This window comes from Curvibacter sp. EU05-FHT14A10, assembly GCF_058791075.1.
On sequence record NZ_JBYTDE010000006.1, the window covers coordinates 172,253 to 186,980 of the forward strand.

General features: G+C 64.7%; 16 protein-coding genes. 7 read left to right on the forward strand and 9 right to left on the reverse strand.

Annotation, left to right across the window (positions count from 1 at the left end; all coding sequences use genetic code 11):
• The first annotated feature begins 19 nt into the window (after positions 1-19).
• Genes AC3WUT_RS13530 through AC3WUT_RS13550 form a run of 5 tightly spaced genes read left to right on the forward strand, consistent with a single transcriptional unit; the run spans position 20 to position 4,477 of the window.
• Positions 20-598 carry an MSMEG_0567/Sll0786 family nitrogen starvation N-acetyltransferase gene (locus tag AC3WUT_RS13530; protein ID WP_492347588.1) on the forward strand — a complete coding sequence of 193 codons (579 nt, stop codon included), beginning with the start codon at positions 20-22 and terminating at the stop codon, positions 596-598.
• On the forward strand, positions 595-1,608 hold the full coding sequence (locus AC3WUT_RS13535; protein WP_492347589.1) for a sll0787 family AIR synthase-like protein: 1,014 nt from the start codon (positions 595-597) through the stop codon (positions 1,606-1,608). Before AC3WUT_RS13530 ends, AC3WUT_RS13535 begins: the two co-directional genes overlap by 4 nt.
• Positions 1,605-2,834 carry an MSMEG_0565 family glycosyltransferase gene (locus AC3WUT_RS13540; RefSeq protein WP_492347590.1) on the forward strand — a complete coding sequence of 410 codons (1,230 nt, stop codon included), beginning with the start codon at positions 1,605-1,607 and terminating at the stop codon, positions 2,832-2,834. The genes AC3WUT_RS13535 and AC3WUT_RS13540 overlap by 4 nt, the downstream gene beginning before the upstream one ends.
• A 10-nt stretch (positions 2,835-2,844) precedes the next feature.
• Positions 2,845-3,141: an MSMEG_0570 family nitrogen starvation response protein gene (locus AC3WUT_RS13545; RefSeq protein ID WP_492347591.1), complete on the forward strand. Its 297-nt coding sequence runs from the start codon at positions 2,845-2,847 to the stop codon at positions 3,139-3,141.
• A 22-nt stretch (positions 3,142-3,163) separates the two neighbouring features.
• Entirely contained in the window at positions 3,164-4,477 is a 1,314-nt protein-coding gene (locus tag AC3WUT_RS13550; protein ID WP_492347592.1) for an MSMEG_0569 family flavin-dependent oxidoreductase, read from the forward strand.
• A gap of 54 nt (positions 4,478-4,531) precedes the next feature.
• On the opposite strand, the gene AC3WUT_RS13555 is transcribed toward AC3WUT_RS13550, so the two are convergent.
• The 7 genes from AC3WUT_RS13555 to AC3WUT_RS13585 all read right to left on the reverse strand — a co-directional run bounded on the left by AC3WUT_RS13555 (position 4,532) and on the right by AC3WUT_RS13585 (position 9,649).
• A complete protein-coding gene (locus tag AC3WUT_RS13555) occupies positions 4,532-4,996 on the reverse strand; it encodes a hypothetical protein (RefSeq protein ID WP_492347593.1) in 465 nt (154 codons plus the stop codon).
• Positions 4,997-5,080: 84 nt separating this feature from the next.
• A complete protein-coding gene (locus AC3WUT_RS13560; RefSeq protein WP_492347594.1) occupies positions 5,081-5,428 on the reverse strand; it encodes a copper-binding protein in 348 nt (115 codons plus the stop codon).
• Between the two features lie 6 nt (positions 5,429-5,434).
• Complete coding sequence (locus AC3WUT_RS13565) at positions 5,435-5,917, reverse strand: DUF411 domain-containing protein (RefSeq protein ID WP_492347595.1); 483 nt, start codon at positions 5,915-5,917, stop codon at positions 5,435-5,437.
• A gap of 30 nt (positions 5,918-5,947) precedes the next feature.
• On the reverse strand, positions 5,948-6,439 hold the full coding sequence (locus AC3WUT_RS13570) for a cupredoxin domain-containing protein (RefSeq protein ID WP_492347596.1): 492 nt from the start codon (positions 6,437-6,439) through the stop codon (positions 5,948-5,950).
• Positions 6,440-6,467: 28 nt separating this feature from the next.
• Positions 6,468-7,880 (reverse strand): multicopper oxidase family protein, encoded by a 1,413-nt coding sequence (locus AC3WUT_RS13575; RefSeq protein WP_492347597.1) that lies wholly within the window; start codon positions 7,878-7,880, stop codon positions 6,468-6,470.
• A gap of 18 nt (positions 7,881-7,898) precedes the next feature.
• Positions 7,899-9,332: a TolC family protein gene (locus tag AC3WUT_RS13580; protein WP_492347598.1), complete on the reverse strand. Its 1,434-nt coding sequence runs from the start codon at positions 9,330-9,332 to the stop codon at positions 7,899-7,901.
• Positions 9,329-9,649, reverse strand: coding sequence for a hypothetical protein (locus AC3WUT_RS13585; RefSeq protein WP_492347599.1), 321 nt, complete (start codon positions 9,647-9,649; stop codon positions 9,329-9,331). The genes AC3WUT_RS13580 and AC3WUT_RS13585 overlap by 4 nt, the downstream gene beginning before the upstream one ends.
• A 157-nt stretch (positions 9,650-9,806) precedes the next feature.
• Between AC3WUT_RS13585 and AC3WUT_RS13590 the strand changes: the two genes are divergently transcribed.
• Positions 9,807-10,490: a heavy metal response regulator transcription factor gene (locus tag AC3WUT_RS13590; RefSeq protein WP_492347600.1), complete on the forward strand. Its 684-nt coding sequence runs from the start codon at positions 9,807-9,809 to the stop codon at positions 10,488-10,490.
• Position 10,491: 1 nt separating this feature from the next.
• Positions 10,492-11,877 carry a heavy metal sensor histidine kinase gene (locus tag AC3WUT_RS13595; RefSeq protein ID WP_492347601.1) on the forward strand — a complete coding sequence of 462 codons (1,386 nt, stop codon included), beginning with the start codon at positions 10,492-10,494 and terminating at the stop codon, positions 11,875-11,877.
• 66 nt (positions 11,878-11,943) lie between these two features.
• On the opposite strand, the gene AC3WUT_RS13600 is transcribed toward AC3WUT_RS13595, so the two are convergent.
• Positions 11,944-12,633 carry an acyl-CoA dehydrogenase family protein gene (locus AC3WUT_RS13600; RefSeq protein ID WP_492347602.1) on the reverse strand — a complete coding sequence of 230 codons (690 nt, stop codon included), beginning with the start codon at positions 12,631-12,633 and terminating at the stop codon, positions 11,944-11,946.
• A 107-nt stretch (positions 12,634-12,740) separates the two neighbouring features.
• Entirely contained in the window at positions 12,741-14,720 is a 1,980-nt protein-coding gene (locus AC3WUT_RS13605; RefSeq protein WP_492347603.1) for an acid phosphatase, read from the reverse strand.
• Between the last annotated feature and the right edge of the window lie 8 nt (positions 14,721-14,728).

Genomic DNA, 14,728 nt, shown 5'->3' on the forward strand with positions numbered 1-14,728 from the left:
AGAGCCCCACGGAGGCCCCATGAACAGCCTGATCACCCCACCGTCCACCCACCCCGCCGGGGCGCGTGACCCAAGCCCCGCCTGCCCGGCTTTCCATGTGCGCCAGGCCTTGCTTGACGAAGAGATCGCGCAGGCCATGGCCCTGCGCCGCGCCGTGTTCTGCGACGAACAGGGCATCTTCACCGGCAGCGACCGTGACGACATCGACTCGCGAGCCCGCATGTTGATCGCTGCCGCCTATGACGTGCGGCAGGCCCACAGCAGCGTGCTGGGCACGGTGCGCATCCACGAGGCCTCGCCAGGCCTGTGGTGGGGTTCCCGGCTGGCGGTGCAACGCGCCATGCGCCGCCAGGCCAGGCTGGGCGCCCAACTGATCCGTCTGGCGGTCTGTACGGCCCATGGCCTGGGCTGCGAGACCTTTCTGGCCCACGTGCAGGTGCAGAACGTGCCCCTGTTCGAGAAGCTGCACTGGCGCTCGCTGGACACCTCGCTGGCCCATGGCCGACCGCATCACCTCATGCAGGCCGATCTGGCGCACTACCCACCTTGCCACGACCCACTGATGGGGTTTTTTGTCGAAGCCGGGGGCCAGCCATGAGCGCCTTGACCGATCTGGTGGCCGCGTTGCTTGACAGCCGCGGCTTTGCCCACAAGCGTGACATCAGCGCCGTGGTCGACTGCTTTGACGATCTTTTGGCGCAGGGCGTGGGTCAGATGGACCAGGCTGTGCCCCTGGGTGACGACTGTGCTGCACTGCCCGATGGCCAGGGTGGTTACCAGCTGCTGGCCATCGAGGGCTTGGTGGAAGACTTCATCACCCGCATGCCCTGGTTTGCCGGCTACAGCAGCGTGATGGTCAACATCAGCGACATCTACGCCATGGGCGGCCGGCCCACGGCGGTGGTCAACGCTTTGTGGGGGCGGGGCGCAGGGGCTGAAACCCAGAAAATGCTGGCGGGCATGGCGGCGGCCTCGCAGCGTTACGGCGTGCCCATCGTGGGCGGGCACAGCAATCTGCGCTCCGAACGGCCTCAGCTGGCGGTCTCCATCGTCGGCCACGCCAAGAAGTTGCTCAGCAGCTTTTCGGCACGCCCAGGTGATCAACTGTTGATGGCGGTGGACCTGCGCGGCCAATGGCAGGAGCCGTTTCCATACTGGAACGCCTCCACCGAGGCCCCCGCCGAGCGCCTGCGGGCCGACCTGGCGCTGCTGCCCGAGATGGCCGAGGCGGGCCTGTGCGAGGCCGCCAAGGACATCAGCATGGCCGGCACCCTGGGCACGGCGCTGATGCTGCTGGAGTGCTCGGGTGTGGGGGCCATCGTCGATCTGGACGCGATCCCCCGGCCCGAGGGCGTGCCCCTGCTGCGCTGGCTGACCGCCTTCCCGAGCTATGGCTTCATCCTCAGTGTGCGGCCCGAGCATGTGGCGGCCGTGCGGCAGCGCTTCGAGGCGCGGGGCCTGGCCTGCGCCTCGGTGGGCGAGGTCAAGCCCGCGCGGCAGCTGATCGTGCAGCAGGGCCCCGAATGGGCCTTGTTGTGGAACCTGGCCGAGCAGCCCTTCATCCAGGGCACACCGGCACGCGGCCTTGAGGACAGGAGCTTGGCATGAGAGCAGATTCGTTGCGCATTGCCTTGCTCACCCATTCCACCAACCCGCGTGGCGGGGTGGTCCACTGCCTGGAGTTGGCCGATGCGCTGTGCGCCCAGGGCCATGCCGTGACGGTGCATGCCCCCGGCGTGCCCGGGCGGCCCCTGTTTCGGAGCAGCCGGGCCGCCGTGCGCATCCTGCCCGTAGCGGCCTCGGGTCCCAGCCTGCGCGAGGTGGTTCAGACCCGCATCCGCAGCTTTGTGCAAGGCCTCTCGGAGGCCGGGCAGGCCGGCTTCGATGTGTTCCATGCCCATGATGGCATTGGCGCCAATGCCCTGCTCACACTGCGGCGCCAGGGCTTGGTTGGGGCCTATGTGCGCACTGTGCATCATGTGGATGCCGGCTTTGGTGATCCGGTGGTGGATGCCTGGGAAGAGCAGAGCATCCGGCAGGCCGATCGCCTGATCTGCGTCAGCGAATCGTGGGCACCCAAGCTGCGCGAGCGCTTTCAGCGCGAGGCCCAGGTCATCCACAACGGGGTGGATCTGCGCCGCTTCAGCCCCGTGCCGCAGGCCACCGATGCCGACCTGGCCAGGCGCCTGGGCCTGGGCACCGGCCCGGTCTACCTGATGGTAGGCGGCGTTGAAGCCCGCAAGAACACCGTGGGCGCTCTGCAGGCTTTCGTGGCCTTGCGGGCCCGGGTGCCCCAGGCCCAATTGCTGATTGCCGGCGGCGCCAGCCTGCTGGATCACAGCCCCTACCGGCAGCGCTTCGAGCAGGTCCTGGCCCAGGCCGGTTGGCAGGCCGGGCCTGGCCAGCCCGTGGTGCTGAGCGGCGTGCTGGCCGATGCCGACATGCCCGCCCTGTACCGGCTGGCCACGGCACTGCTGTTTCCATCACTGCTTGAGGGTTTTGGACTGGCCATCGTCGAGGCCATGGCCAGCGGGGTACCCGTCGTCGTCTCGCGGCAAGAGCCCTTCACCGATTTCCTGGGGCCCGACGACGCCCTGTGGGTGGACCCGCATTCGACGCCCTCCATGACCGAGGCCCTGCTGCAGGTGTTGTTTCAGGGCACGGCCCAGGCGCTGCGCGAGCGGGGCCTGCCGCTGGCGCGCCGCTTTGACTGGGGCGCTGCGGCCCGCGCCCATGTTGCTCTGTATTCGGCCCTGTATTCGAACCTGGATAGGGCGCTAGGCGCCCCCGCCGCACAGCCTGCCCGCCCGCTTTCCCAACCGTCTTTTTGCTGAGGAGATATCCATGCCTGAAATGTTTTTCACCGTGAAATGGCCCGATGGTGCCCAGGAGCGCTGCTACTCGCCTTCGCTGGTCATCACCGACCACCTGGCTGTGGGCGCGGACTACGCGCTGGGCGATTTCGTGGCCCGTTGCGATGCCGCCCTGAGCGAGGCCTCAGACCGGGTGCAGCAGAAGTACGGCTACTTCTGCTCCAGTGCCATCGACCAGTTGGGCCAGATAAAACACCGTGCCCAGGCCTTCGAGTCAGAACCCGCGCCCCGCGTTCAGGTGCTGGCCTTCACCCCCGGATCCCGTTGATTTTTCCAAGGAGAACACACCCATGTCCACCCTCTTCAAGAACCAGGAACACCTGCTCAATCAAAAAGACTACCCCGTGGTGGTGGTCGGTGGCGGCCAGGCCGGCCTGTCGGTCAGCTACTACCTTCAGCAACAAGGCATCGAACACATCGTGCTCGAAAAGAAGTTCGTCGCCCACGCCTGGGCCAAGGACCGTTGGGATACCTTCTGCCTGGTCACGCCCAACTGGCAATGCCGCCTGCCCGACTTCCCCTACGCCGGTGACGACCCTGAAGGCTTCATGCTCAAGGACCAGATCGTCGAGTACGTGCAGGCCTTTGCGCTGAAGACCCGGCCCCCGGTGGTAGAGGGCGTGGGTGTGAACCGGGTCACCCGACAAGCCAATGGCGACCTGCTGGTGGCCACCACGGCAGGTGACTTTCACACCCGCCACGTCATCGTCGCTACCGGTGGGTATGACCTGCCCATCATTCCGGCCTATGCCGAGCGCCTGCCACGGCACATCCAGCAGATCCACTCGGTTGACTACCGCAACCCCGAGCAGTTGCCCGAGGGCGAGGTGCTGGTGGTGGGCACGGGCCAGTCGGGTGTGCAGCTGATGGAAGACCTGCACCTGGCAGGTCGCAAGGTGCATTTGTGCGTGGGCCCGGCCCCACGTTCGCCAAGGGTGTACCGTGGTCGAGAATCCACGGCCTGGCTGATGGACATGGGTGTGTATGAGCTGACGGTGGACCGCCACCCCCTGGGTGACAAGGCCCGCGAGCGCACCAACCACTACATGACCGGGCGTGATGGCGGTCACGAAATCGACCTTCGCAAGTTCGCCCTGGAAGGCGTGAAGCTGTATGGCAGCATGGCCGACATCGAAGGCAGCACGCTGCGCTTTCTGCCCGACCTGGAGAAGAACCTCGACGATGCCGACGAGGTCTACGTGGGCATCCGCCGCGACATCGATCGCTACATCGCCGCGCAGGGCATGGATGCCCCGGCCGAGCCGGATTTCGTCAAGGTCTGGCGCCCCGAACACGAGGTGCTGGCACTGGACGCCGAGGCCGCCGGCATCACCACCATCATCTGGGCCATCGGCTTCCGGCCCGATTACCGCTGGATCGAACTGCCTGCCTTCGATGGCCGCGGGCACCCGAAATACGAACGCGGCGTCTCCTCCGTGCCGGGCCTGTATTTTCTGGGCCTGCCCTGGCTCAACACCTGGGGTTCGGGCCGTTTCCTGGGCATTGCCGACGATGCGCGGTATCTGGCGGATGTGATTGGCGGACGCGAAGCGCCCGCCGGTGAGGCCCGACACGGCTGCGTACCGGAGGCGCTGGCTGCCTGAGAGCGGAGGACGGCCAGGGCGCAGGTGCTGCTGGTCTCAGGCCCGCGGCCGCGCTCAATTGGCAGGGCCAGAGGGGGGCATGCGGTCCATCATCATCCGCATCATGGACTCCATCATGTCCATGCGCTTTTCCAGCATTCGCTGCCGATCCGGCATGCCTGAGTTGGGGGCCTTGTCGGAGGGCATGCCTCCCATGCCGGGGGTTCCCCCCATGGGCTTCATCATGGCCATGCCTTCTTGCATGAGCTTCATGTGCTCGCTCATCAAGGCTTGCCGTTCCTCAGGGGTTTTGGCTGCGGCCATCTTCTCGTGCATGGCCTGCATCGCTTTCATGTGCTGGTCCATCGCGCCCATCTTGGTGGCCCCCATGGTGCTGTCGGCAGGCTTTTGAACGGGCGCCGCAGAGGGGGCTGTGGCCTGGGGATGATGGCTTTTGTGCTCGTCTGCCGTCTGCGCCGAGGCCGTCAATGCGGCGACGGCCATGCAGAGCCCCATCCATGTTTGGCGAGAGGTGGTCATGGTTTTCTCCATTCACGAGTTGATGATGCGGGGATTCACTTGAGAGCCGCTGAACTGGGCGCTTCGATCGCGCCCGCTAGCTTCTTACTTCTGCGCGGGCTGGATCTCGGTGACGATCAGTTTTCCGCCCTCGTCAGTCGCCATGAATCGGATCTTGTCGCCGACCTTGAGGGGCGCCAGAAGAGCCTTGTCTTTGGCGGTGAACACCATGGTCATGCCAGGCATGTCCAGGTGCTTGATGTCGCCGTGTTTGATCGTGACCTTGCCGGTGCCTGGGTCGATCTTTTTGATTTCGCCGTCGGTCAGGGATGCCGGCGTTTGTGCCGCGGCCATCGTGCTCTGGTCGAGGGCGGCTTGCGCCAAGCCTGCAACTGGCAAGGTGCTCCCCAGCGCAAGGGCGCAAATCGCCAGGGTTCGGGTGATTGGGTTCATGGCTTTTCACACGTCAGAGTTGAAGGTTTTTGCCGTTCCGTCCTTCTGGACCAGAAGCACCCGAAAGGCGTCGCGACGTCCGCCATACTCGGGTCCGTCCATCCCGGGTGAGCCGATCGGCATACCCGGAACGGCCAGACCCAAAGCGGCGGGGCGTTCCTTGAGCAGTCGCTGGATGTCGGCGACCGGCACATGGCCCTCGATCACGAAGCCCTGGACCATCGCCGTGTGGCACGAGCCAAATTGCGTGGGCATGCCCAGGCGGGACCTGGCGGCCGTGTTGCCCTGCTCAAGAACGGTGACCTGAAAGCCACTTTTCTCAACGACCGCGATCCAGTCTTTGCAACAACCGCATTGGGGGTCTTTCCAGACCCGCATTGGTACAGGTGCTGGCGACGCAGCATGTGCGATGGCCAGGCCACCCACGGCAGCGAGCCCCACCAGGAGCGCACGTCTGGTGGCTGAACTTGGGATGTACAGGTCCGTCATGCTGAATTCACTCCTTTGCACAAACAGTCATCATTTCTTGTCCACCTGGATCAAACCTCTCATGCCGGCCTCGTAATGACCTGGCATCAGGCAGGCAAAGTTCACGCTGCCTGCCTGGGTGAACTGCCAAACAATTTCGCCTTGCTGGCCCGGCGCTACCGTGACCTTGCTGGGTTCATCGTGCTCCATGTCCGGAAACCTCTTCATCAGTGCCAGGTGCTCCAGCAATTCCTGCCGGGTCCCCAGGCTCAGCTCGTGTTTGACCTGGCCGGTGTTCTTCACAACGATGCGAACGGTCTCCCCTTTGCCGACCCGGATGTCGGAGGGTGTGAAGCGCATGTTGTCTCCCATCTCAACCGTGAGGGTGCGGCTGGCCTTGGCGGCCAAGCCCGGCTTTCCGATGGCTGAATCTTCGTCGGCGTGAGCGTGTCCGCCGGTGTGATTTCCGTTGGCTAAAGCCGTGCTGGACACGGCCATCCATGCCAACCCAGCCAAGGTGCGAGCGCAGCGGGATGGTTTCATTTTCTCTCCTGAGGCCGACTGAATCGCTTCAATGGCCGGTGTGGGACGTGGGCTTGCGCACCTGCACTTCAGTGGGTGCCTTCGGCTTTTGGGCCAGGGGCATGGACTGACCCCCTTCAGCGCTGAAGCGGGCCGGCTGAGCCAATGGGCCTGTGTACTCGTGGGCCACCGTGCCTGGCGGGTGCTTGTACCAACCCGGGTCTTTGTAGTCCCCCGGCTTTTGATCCTTGCGGACCTTCAGGACGCTGAACATGCCGCCCATTTCCACGGGGCCGAACGGGCCTTCACCCGTCATCATGGGAGCCGTGTTGTCGGGGATGGGCATCTCCATGTCCGACATGTCTGACATGCCACGCTCGCCCATGACCATGTAATCAGGGATCAGCTTGTTGATCTTCTTGGCCAGCCCACTGTGATCAACGCCGATCAAATTGGGCACGTTGTGCCCCATGGCATTCATGGTGTGGTGGCTCTTGTGGCAATGGAGCGACCAGTCGCCTTCCTCATCGGCCACAAATTCGATCTGGCGCATCTGCCCGACGGCCACATCGGTGGTGACCTCGTGCCAGCGTGCCTGCAGCGGGGTCGGCCCGCCATCGGTGCCCGTGACCTGGAACTCATGGCCATGCAAATGCATCGGGTGGTTGGTCATCGTCAGATTGCCGACCCGGATGCGCACCTTGTCGCCGAGCCGCACATTGAGGGAGTCGATGCCCGGAAAGACCCGGCTGTTCCAGGCCCACAGATTGAAGTCCAGCATCGTCATCGTCTTGGGGGTGTAGCTGCCCGGGTCAATGTCGAAGGCATTGAGCAAAAAGCAGAAGTCGCGTTGCACCTCATCGATCAGCGGGTTCTTGGCCTTGGGATGGGTCACCCAGAAGCCATACATGCCCATGGCCATCTGAACCATCTCGTCGGCATGTGGGTGGTACATGAAGGTTCCCGGGCGCCGGGCGATGAACTCATAGACAAAAGTCTTGCCAGGCGGAATGGAGGGCTGGGTCAACCCAGAAACACCATCCATGCCGTTGGGAAGGCGTTGTCCATGCCAATGGACGGCGTGGTGTTCGGGCAGCTTGTTGGTGACAAAGATCCGCACCCGATCGCCCTCGACCACCTCAATCGTGGGGCCCGGGCTTTGACCGTTGTAGCCCCACAGATGCGCCTTGAATCCAGGGGCCATTTCTCGCACCACGGGTTCCGCGACCAGGTGGAACTCTTTGACACCCTGGTTCATGCGCCAAGGCAAGGTCCAGCCGTTCAGGGTCACGACCGGGTTGTAGGGGCGGCCACTGTTGGGCACCAGGGGGGCCATGGTTTCTGCGGAGGTCTGGAGGATGGGCTCGGGCAAGGCGGCCATGGCCACCCGGTTGACGGCGGCGGCGGCGAGTGCCCCCCCGGTCAGCCCGGCATGTTTGAAAAATTCACGTCTGGAAGTCATGGAGGTTCGCCTAGAGAGTCAGTGTCCGGTGACGTTGCCGGCGGTGGGGCTACCCGAGACAGGCAGGGGGGTTTTGGTGGGGCGGCCAATCAAGGACGACTGAAGCGCGGCATCGGCCAGCCAGAACTGTTGTTCGGCCTGGATGGCGCCGATCACCGTGCTGACCTGGTCTCTGGCGTCGGCCAGAAGTTCGAAAACGCCGATGATCATCCCGTTGTAGCGGAGTTGGTTCTCCTCGGAGATCACCTTGCGGACGGGAACGACTTCATCGCGAAAATGCCGGGCCATGTCATAAGCCGTCCGGTAGGCGGAGTAGCTTTCACGCAGACTGGAGCCTGCTGACCTGATCGTTGCCTCCAATTGGTTGGCTGCCGCGAGCGTGCGTGCATTCCAGGCCTGCCGCTGCATGCCTCCCCAGTCGAAGATGGGAAGGCGAACACCGATTTCATACCCCCGTTGATCGGAACGAGTGCCCGCTGCGCTGTCCCACTGGGTGTTGCGTCGCGCTGTCAGCTCGATGTCGGTGAGGCTGGTCACCGTGTTCAAGCCCTGCGACCGGCCCGCCGATGCGAGCGCGCTTTGTGCCAGCCTGACATCCAGACGCGCTTTGCTGGCAAGTTGCCCCACCACCGCGGGTGACAAGGCCTCTTTAGGCAGATCGGGCAAGCGATCCGGCAGTTGCAGTTGCTGCGCCTGAGACTCGCTCAAGCCCAGCAGCCGGATCAACTCTTCGCGATTGGCCGTGGCCTCGTGGCCTGCGGCGGCCAGGCGCGACGCCGAGTCGGCATAGAAGGCCTGCTCGCGGGCCCGGGTGAGTCGGTTGTAGTTTCCGACGGACTGCATCCGCCGCGCCAGTTCGGCACTGGCTTCGGCACTTTCGAACACTTGCTGGGCGTACCTCAAGGTTTGTCGGCTGGTCACGGCACGGACCCAGGCCTGCCGGACTTGGGTGACATGGTCGACAACATCAGCCGAGAGGCGCAGCTGAGCTTGTTCGATGCGGCGTTGCGCGATGCCCTGCCGCGCCGGCAGGGTCAGGACATCGAGCAAACCAAAGGACAAAGCGCGATTCACATCCAGGTCGTGGCCGGTGGTCAGGCGCTCAAACCCGAAAACAGGGTTGGCGATGCGACCGCTCTGCGCCGCCGAGGCTGACTCTGCCCAACCTTGGGCCAACAAGGCCTGCAAAGCCGGGCTGTTGACCAAGGCCAACTGCACAGCCTCCGTGGGGCCCAAAGGCTTGCTCAGCAACTTGGCTGATGCGTTGGTGCGCTGGGTTTGTTCTTCGCGCGTTTGGGCCAGGGTGACCTGGCCTCCGGTGAAATCGGCGGTTTCAGCGTTGACCCGGTCAAGGCTTTGTTCCAACGACACGCTGGCGCATCCGGACAAGGCGGCCACGACGGCAAGCGCCGTGAACAGGGAAGTGCGAGAAAGAGTGGCACCGCGACTCATGGCTTGGCGCCTCCATGGGAGGCGGGGTGCCCCTCCATGCCTGGCGAGCCCGACACCGGGGCCTGGTCAGACCGCTCTTTGGCATACGTGCGCCAACCGCCAATGCGTTGAACGCGATCATTGGCCTCACGCCAGGGCTGAACAGCCGGGTCGCTATAGGTTTCGTAGTGGCTGATCCATGACCGGTACTGCAAGGGCTGAGTCAGAATGGGCGCGATTTCGGGGGTCTGGTTGAGCGTTGGTGTCTGCGCGCCCACGGCGCTTGCAAACAAAGCCAGCGTCAGCGGCCATCGGGGCCTGACGAATTGAAATGGCATGGGCGGGTTCCTCTCGGTGATCTTTCGAAGCACAGCATGATTCTGATGGGATGAAGCTGTCAGAAACCCGCCTGGAAGATGACATGTTTGTCATCTTCAGCCCGGGCGGGCCGGGAGACGGCACACTAGGGCCAGCACAGAAACTGGAGCGAGGCTTGTGAAGATCTTGATCGTTGAGGATGAGCCCAAGACGGGTGAGTACCTTCAGCAGGGCTTGACGGAGGCGGGCTTCGTCGTGGACCTGGCCAAGGACGGCATTGACGGCTTGCACATGGCCGAGGGGCAGGACTACGACCTGGTGATACTCGATGTCATGCTGCCCGGGCTCAATGGGTGGGAGGTTCTCCAACGGCTGCGAGCGCGTGGCCTGAGAATGCCCGCCATGTTCCTGACGGCTCGGGATCAGGTGGAAGATCGCGTGAAAGGCCTGGAACTGGGGGCTGATGATTACCTGGTCAAGCCCTTTTCATTTGCCGAATTGCTGGCCCGCGTGCGCACCATTCTGCGCCGGGGCCGCAGCGCCCAAGAGGTCACAACGCTCAAGGTGGCCGACCTGGAACTCGATTTGCTGCGCCGCCGTGTTTCGCGAGCCGGCCGGCGCGTCGACCTGACGGCCAAAGAGTTTGGTCTGCTCGAATTGCTGATGCGGCGGCATGGCGAGGTCTTGCCTCGATCCTTGATCGCTTCACAGGTGTGGGACATGAATTTCGACAGCGACACCAATGTGATCGAGGTCGCCGTGCGCCGTCTGCGCAGCAAGGTCGATGACGGTCAAGCCGTCAAGCTCATCCAGACCGTGCGCGGCATGGGCTATGTGCTCGAAGTGCCGGAAGACCTGTGAGATGTTGCGTCGTCTTTCACTGATCCATCGCCTGACCGTATTCTTCACCGCCGTCGCGGCGGTGGTGGTGCTGGGCCTGGGCTGGCTTGTCTTCGCGGCCTCCGATCAACACTTTGCGGAACTGGACCAGATCACGCTGCAAGACAAGCGGCAGTTGATTGAGCACCTGCTGGCCCATGCCCAATCGGCGGAAGATGCCCAAGGGCGTCTGAACGAGGCCTTGAATCACCACCATGGGCTGTTGGCGGCCGTGGTGACGCCCGACGGGCAGATCTTGTTCCGATCGGATGGCTTTGTACCCTTGCCCCAGACCCAGTCGTTGGCCACAAGCCACGACACGGCGCCTGTGCTGCAACTGGGCTCGCCTGATGGCCGGGCGTTGCGGGCGCTGCTGTTCAAGGTCAGAGCCCCCTATTCATCGGCCTCCCCTCTGGAGGTCACGATCGAGATGGACACGGCGCACCATGCCCAATTTCTGGCCGATTTGCGCCTGCGCCTCACGCTTTATGCCTTGGCTGCCACGCTGGTCAGCGGCTTGCTGGGCTGGTTGGCGGCCCACCGCGGCCTGGCGCCGCTGCACGCCATGAGGGCGCGTGCCGCAGGGGTCAGCGGGCAGCGATTGAGTGAGCGCATGCCAGTTGACCAAGTGCCCGTGGAAATGGCGGAGCTGGCCGGTGAGTTGAATCGCATGCTCGACAGGTTGCAGAGCGATTTCACGCGCCTGCAGGATTTCTCATCGGATCTGGCGCATGAGCTGCGCACCCCCATCAGCAATTTGCTGACTCAGACCCAGGTCACCCTGTCGATGCCCCGCGATGCGGCCATCTACCGTGACATCCTGGCCTCGAACGCCGAGGAACTGCAGCGCCTGGCCAGAATGGTGTCCGACATGTTGTTTTTGGCCAAGACCGACCGTGGCGTCCATTTGCCTCGCAAAGAGAGTTTCTCAGCCTTGCAGGAGGTACAGGCGCTGTTGGAGTTCTATGAAGCCGTTGCTGAAGAGAAAAGCATCCGCATGAGCGCGCAGGGCCGAGGCGACATCCTGGGCGATCAGCTGATGTTCCGTCGTGCTGTCAGCAACCTGCTCTCCAACGCACTGCGCCACGCCCCTGAAGGTGGCGAGGTTCACGTCGTCATCGAGAGCGCGGGGCCCCACACCGAAGTCACGGTGGAGAACACCGGTGAAGACATTGATCCCCAGACCTTGTCGCGCTTGTTCGATCGATTCTTTCGCGCCGATCCGGCACGGCATCGGTCGGCCTCCGACGGCGCCGGTTTGGGCCTGTCCATCACCAAGGCGATTGCTGAGGCGCATGGGGGCACCGCCGTGGCCAGCTCCATGAACGGGCACACACGCTTCACGCTGACTTTTCCCTGCAGTTCATAGCGTTGGCATCGTTCGTGCCAATGGCCGCCTGATGGCGGCGACCGGGCCGGCACAGGCGCTGCGGCCTCAGATCAGTTCCACATGCTGCTGCAGGTGCTCGGCCACACGGCCCAGGGCCATCCGCACGGGGTGAACAGCCCTCTCCAGGGCGCTGTCGCCCAGCCACTCGTCCTCGCGAAAAAAGACCTGACGCACATCGATGCGGGCGCTCCAGGCCCGCGACGGCAGCGCGGTGTCGCCGCTGGTGCGCACGTCAAAGCCGTCTTCCTCGCTGCGCAACAGACACCAGCCTGCCGTCGACCCCATCTGAACGGGGGCGATGAACGAGAAGCCCTGGGGCGGCGCATTCACGGCCTGCAAGCCCTGGCCACTCAGCTGCCAGCCCCGACCGGTGTCGTGCGCCTGCAAGCGGTACAGCCCCAAGGGCAGCGGCACCGTGGCAGCACGCTCGCCACTCAACAGGTCAGGCAGCAGGTATTCGCGCAGGGCGCCGTTGGGCGACTGGAGCAGAAACTCGATGGCCATGCGCTGGCCCCAGAACACCAGGGCGGCCGACATCGAGTGCTGGCACACCTCGACCATGCGTGCCGCCAACTCATGGGCCTCGCCACCCAGGCCCCCGTAGCGGGTGGGGACGGCGCATCGGAACAGATCGTTGTCTTGCAGATACGTCAGATCGGGTACGGGCGAAGCGCCGGTCGAGGCAGGCAGTCTGCCGGGCGTGTGGCGGGGTGGGGCGATCGTTCTCGTAGGCATGCAGCCGAGTATCGGAACTCTGCCCCGCCGTGAGCAGGATCAGATCCGCCGAAGCGGGGCGGATCAGAGGCCGGTGTGCTCCAGGCGCCCTGGGGGCGCCTGCAGGCTCAAACGCCGTCCAGGCGGATCTGGACGCTGCCGCCCTGGTACAGCGGCGTGACCTTGCTGAAGCCAGCCACGCTCACGCTGCCGAACTGGCCCGAGCGGGCGCCAGCCGTGAGCACGGTCAGCGTGGTGCCGACGGCGGGGGTGTAGCCCGAGAAGCTGATCTTCAGGTCGCCGCCCTTGATCACCGCGTTGCCCTGGATGCTCAGCACCCCTTGCGAGGCCGACTTCATCACCAGGCTCAGCGTGCCCGCCGACTGGCTGTAGGCGCCGCCGATGGCCAGCGCTCCGGGTGCGGTGCATTCCAGCGTGCCGCCCTTCACGAACACATCGCCGGTACCGAGCGCCGTGGTCGAGTCCGCACCCAGCGTGCCGGCACTCAGCACAGTGCCGCCGCTGTAGCTGTTGGCTCCGGTCAGGCGCAGGCTGCCGCTGCCCAGCTTGCTGAGCAGGCCCTTGCCAGCGATGTTGTTGCGCCAACTGTCCAGCGCATTGAAGCCGCCCAGGCTGGCATCCAGGGTCACGGCCACATCACCATTGAAGTTGCCGTAGCCGTCGGCCGCGGCAAACAGGTTCAGGCGCCCCCAGCCTTCGCCGTCATTGCCCAGCGGGTACCCGGAATCGAGGGCCGTGCTTTTCAGCACCACGCGGCGCTGGTCGGCCGTCAGGTAGGGCAGGCGGGTTTCCAGCAGCACTTCGGCGCCCTTGGGCACGGTGCTGGTCTGGCTGGCCGCATTGATCTGCCCGAAGCCATAGGTCAGGCGTTGAACGTAGCTGCTGCGGTTGCTGCTGTAGCTGGCAAAGCGGTCGTAGTCGGCACTGCTGCTGTCGCTGGTCTTGGCGGTGTGGGCGTAGGTGTTGAGCGCATTGAAGTCCGTGCTGCCGGTCTTGCTCTGCAGGTAGGCCTGGGCCTGCTTGTAGGCGGCGCCTTTCACGGCGCTGGTGTAGTAGGCCACGTTGGAAAGGTTGTAGGCCACCACGGCGGTGGCGTGCACCCGGCCCCCCATCACGTCCAGCGGCGAATGCATGCCCGCCAGGATCCGGTTTTCACCCATTTCCATGGCACGGCTGATCAGCTCCTGGTAGCGCTGCGGCACCAGGTAGGCCATGGCCAGGGTGTCGCGCCAGGCCTCGGCGGTGTGGCCACTCGGAAAGCCGCCATCGGTGGCCGGTGTGCTGCTCTTGGCCGACTCCAGCGCGGGCACCACCTTCACATCGCTGCTCCAGCGCCAGGGGCGGGCGTACTTGTAGAAGCGCTTGGGGGGTTCGGTGGAGCCATCGGCCAGGCCGTTGATGAAGTCGACCGCCAGACCCAGGTCGGCATTGGCGCTGGAGCCCACGCCCAGGTTGTTGCCGCCATCGTTCACGGCCGGGCTCACGGCCTGCGTCGGGTCCACCGCGGTGATGGTGGTGGTCTGCTGGGTACCCTGGCGCCACAGGCTGGTCAGGGGGCCCAGGCCGTCGCTCACGCTGTAGCCCTTGTTGCGGCGGTCATCGAGGTAGGCGGCCAGGGCCTGCGCCGTGCTTCGGTTCTGGGTGGCGGTCTTCACATAGCCAATGTTGGCCGTGTGTACGGTGCTGTTCTTGATCGTGCCGTCGGTGCTGTCGCCCGGGATGCCGGTCCAGGTCGACGCGGTGACGGCGGGGCAGCCATTGGCGGCCGCCAGGGTCACACCGGCATCGACGAGCTGGGTGCTGGGTGTCCACAGGTCCAGAAAGCCTTGCAGCACCCGGGCGCCGGCGTTGGTGGCCAGCGTCACGTTGCAAGGGTTGCTGCGGCTGTTGGTGGCACCGGCGTCGACGTAGGCGGTTGCTGTTGGCACCGCAGCGGTGTCTGCAGCCCCGATGCCGGTGGGCTCGGCCGGCAGGGGCAGGTTCAGTTCTGATCCACCTCCGCCACAGGCGACGAGCAAGGTGGTGGTGGACAGGGCAAGGATCAGGGGGCGCAAGGCCCAGTTCGGTTTCAGGCTCATGATCGCCATCCATGTTG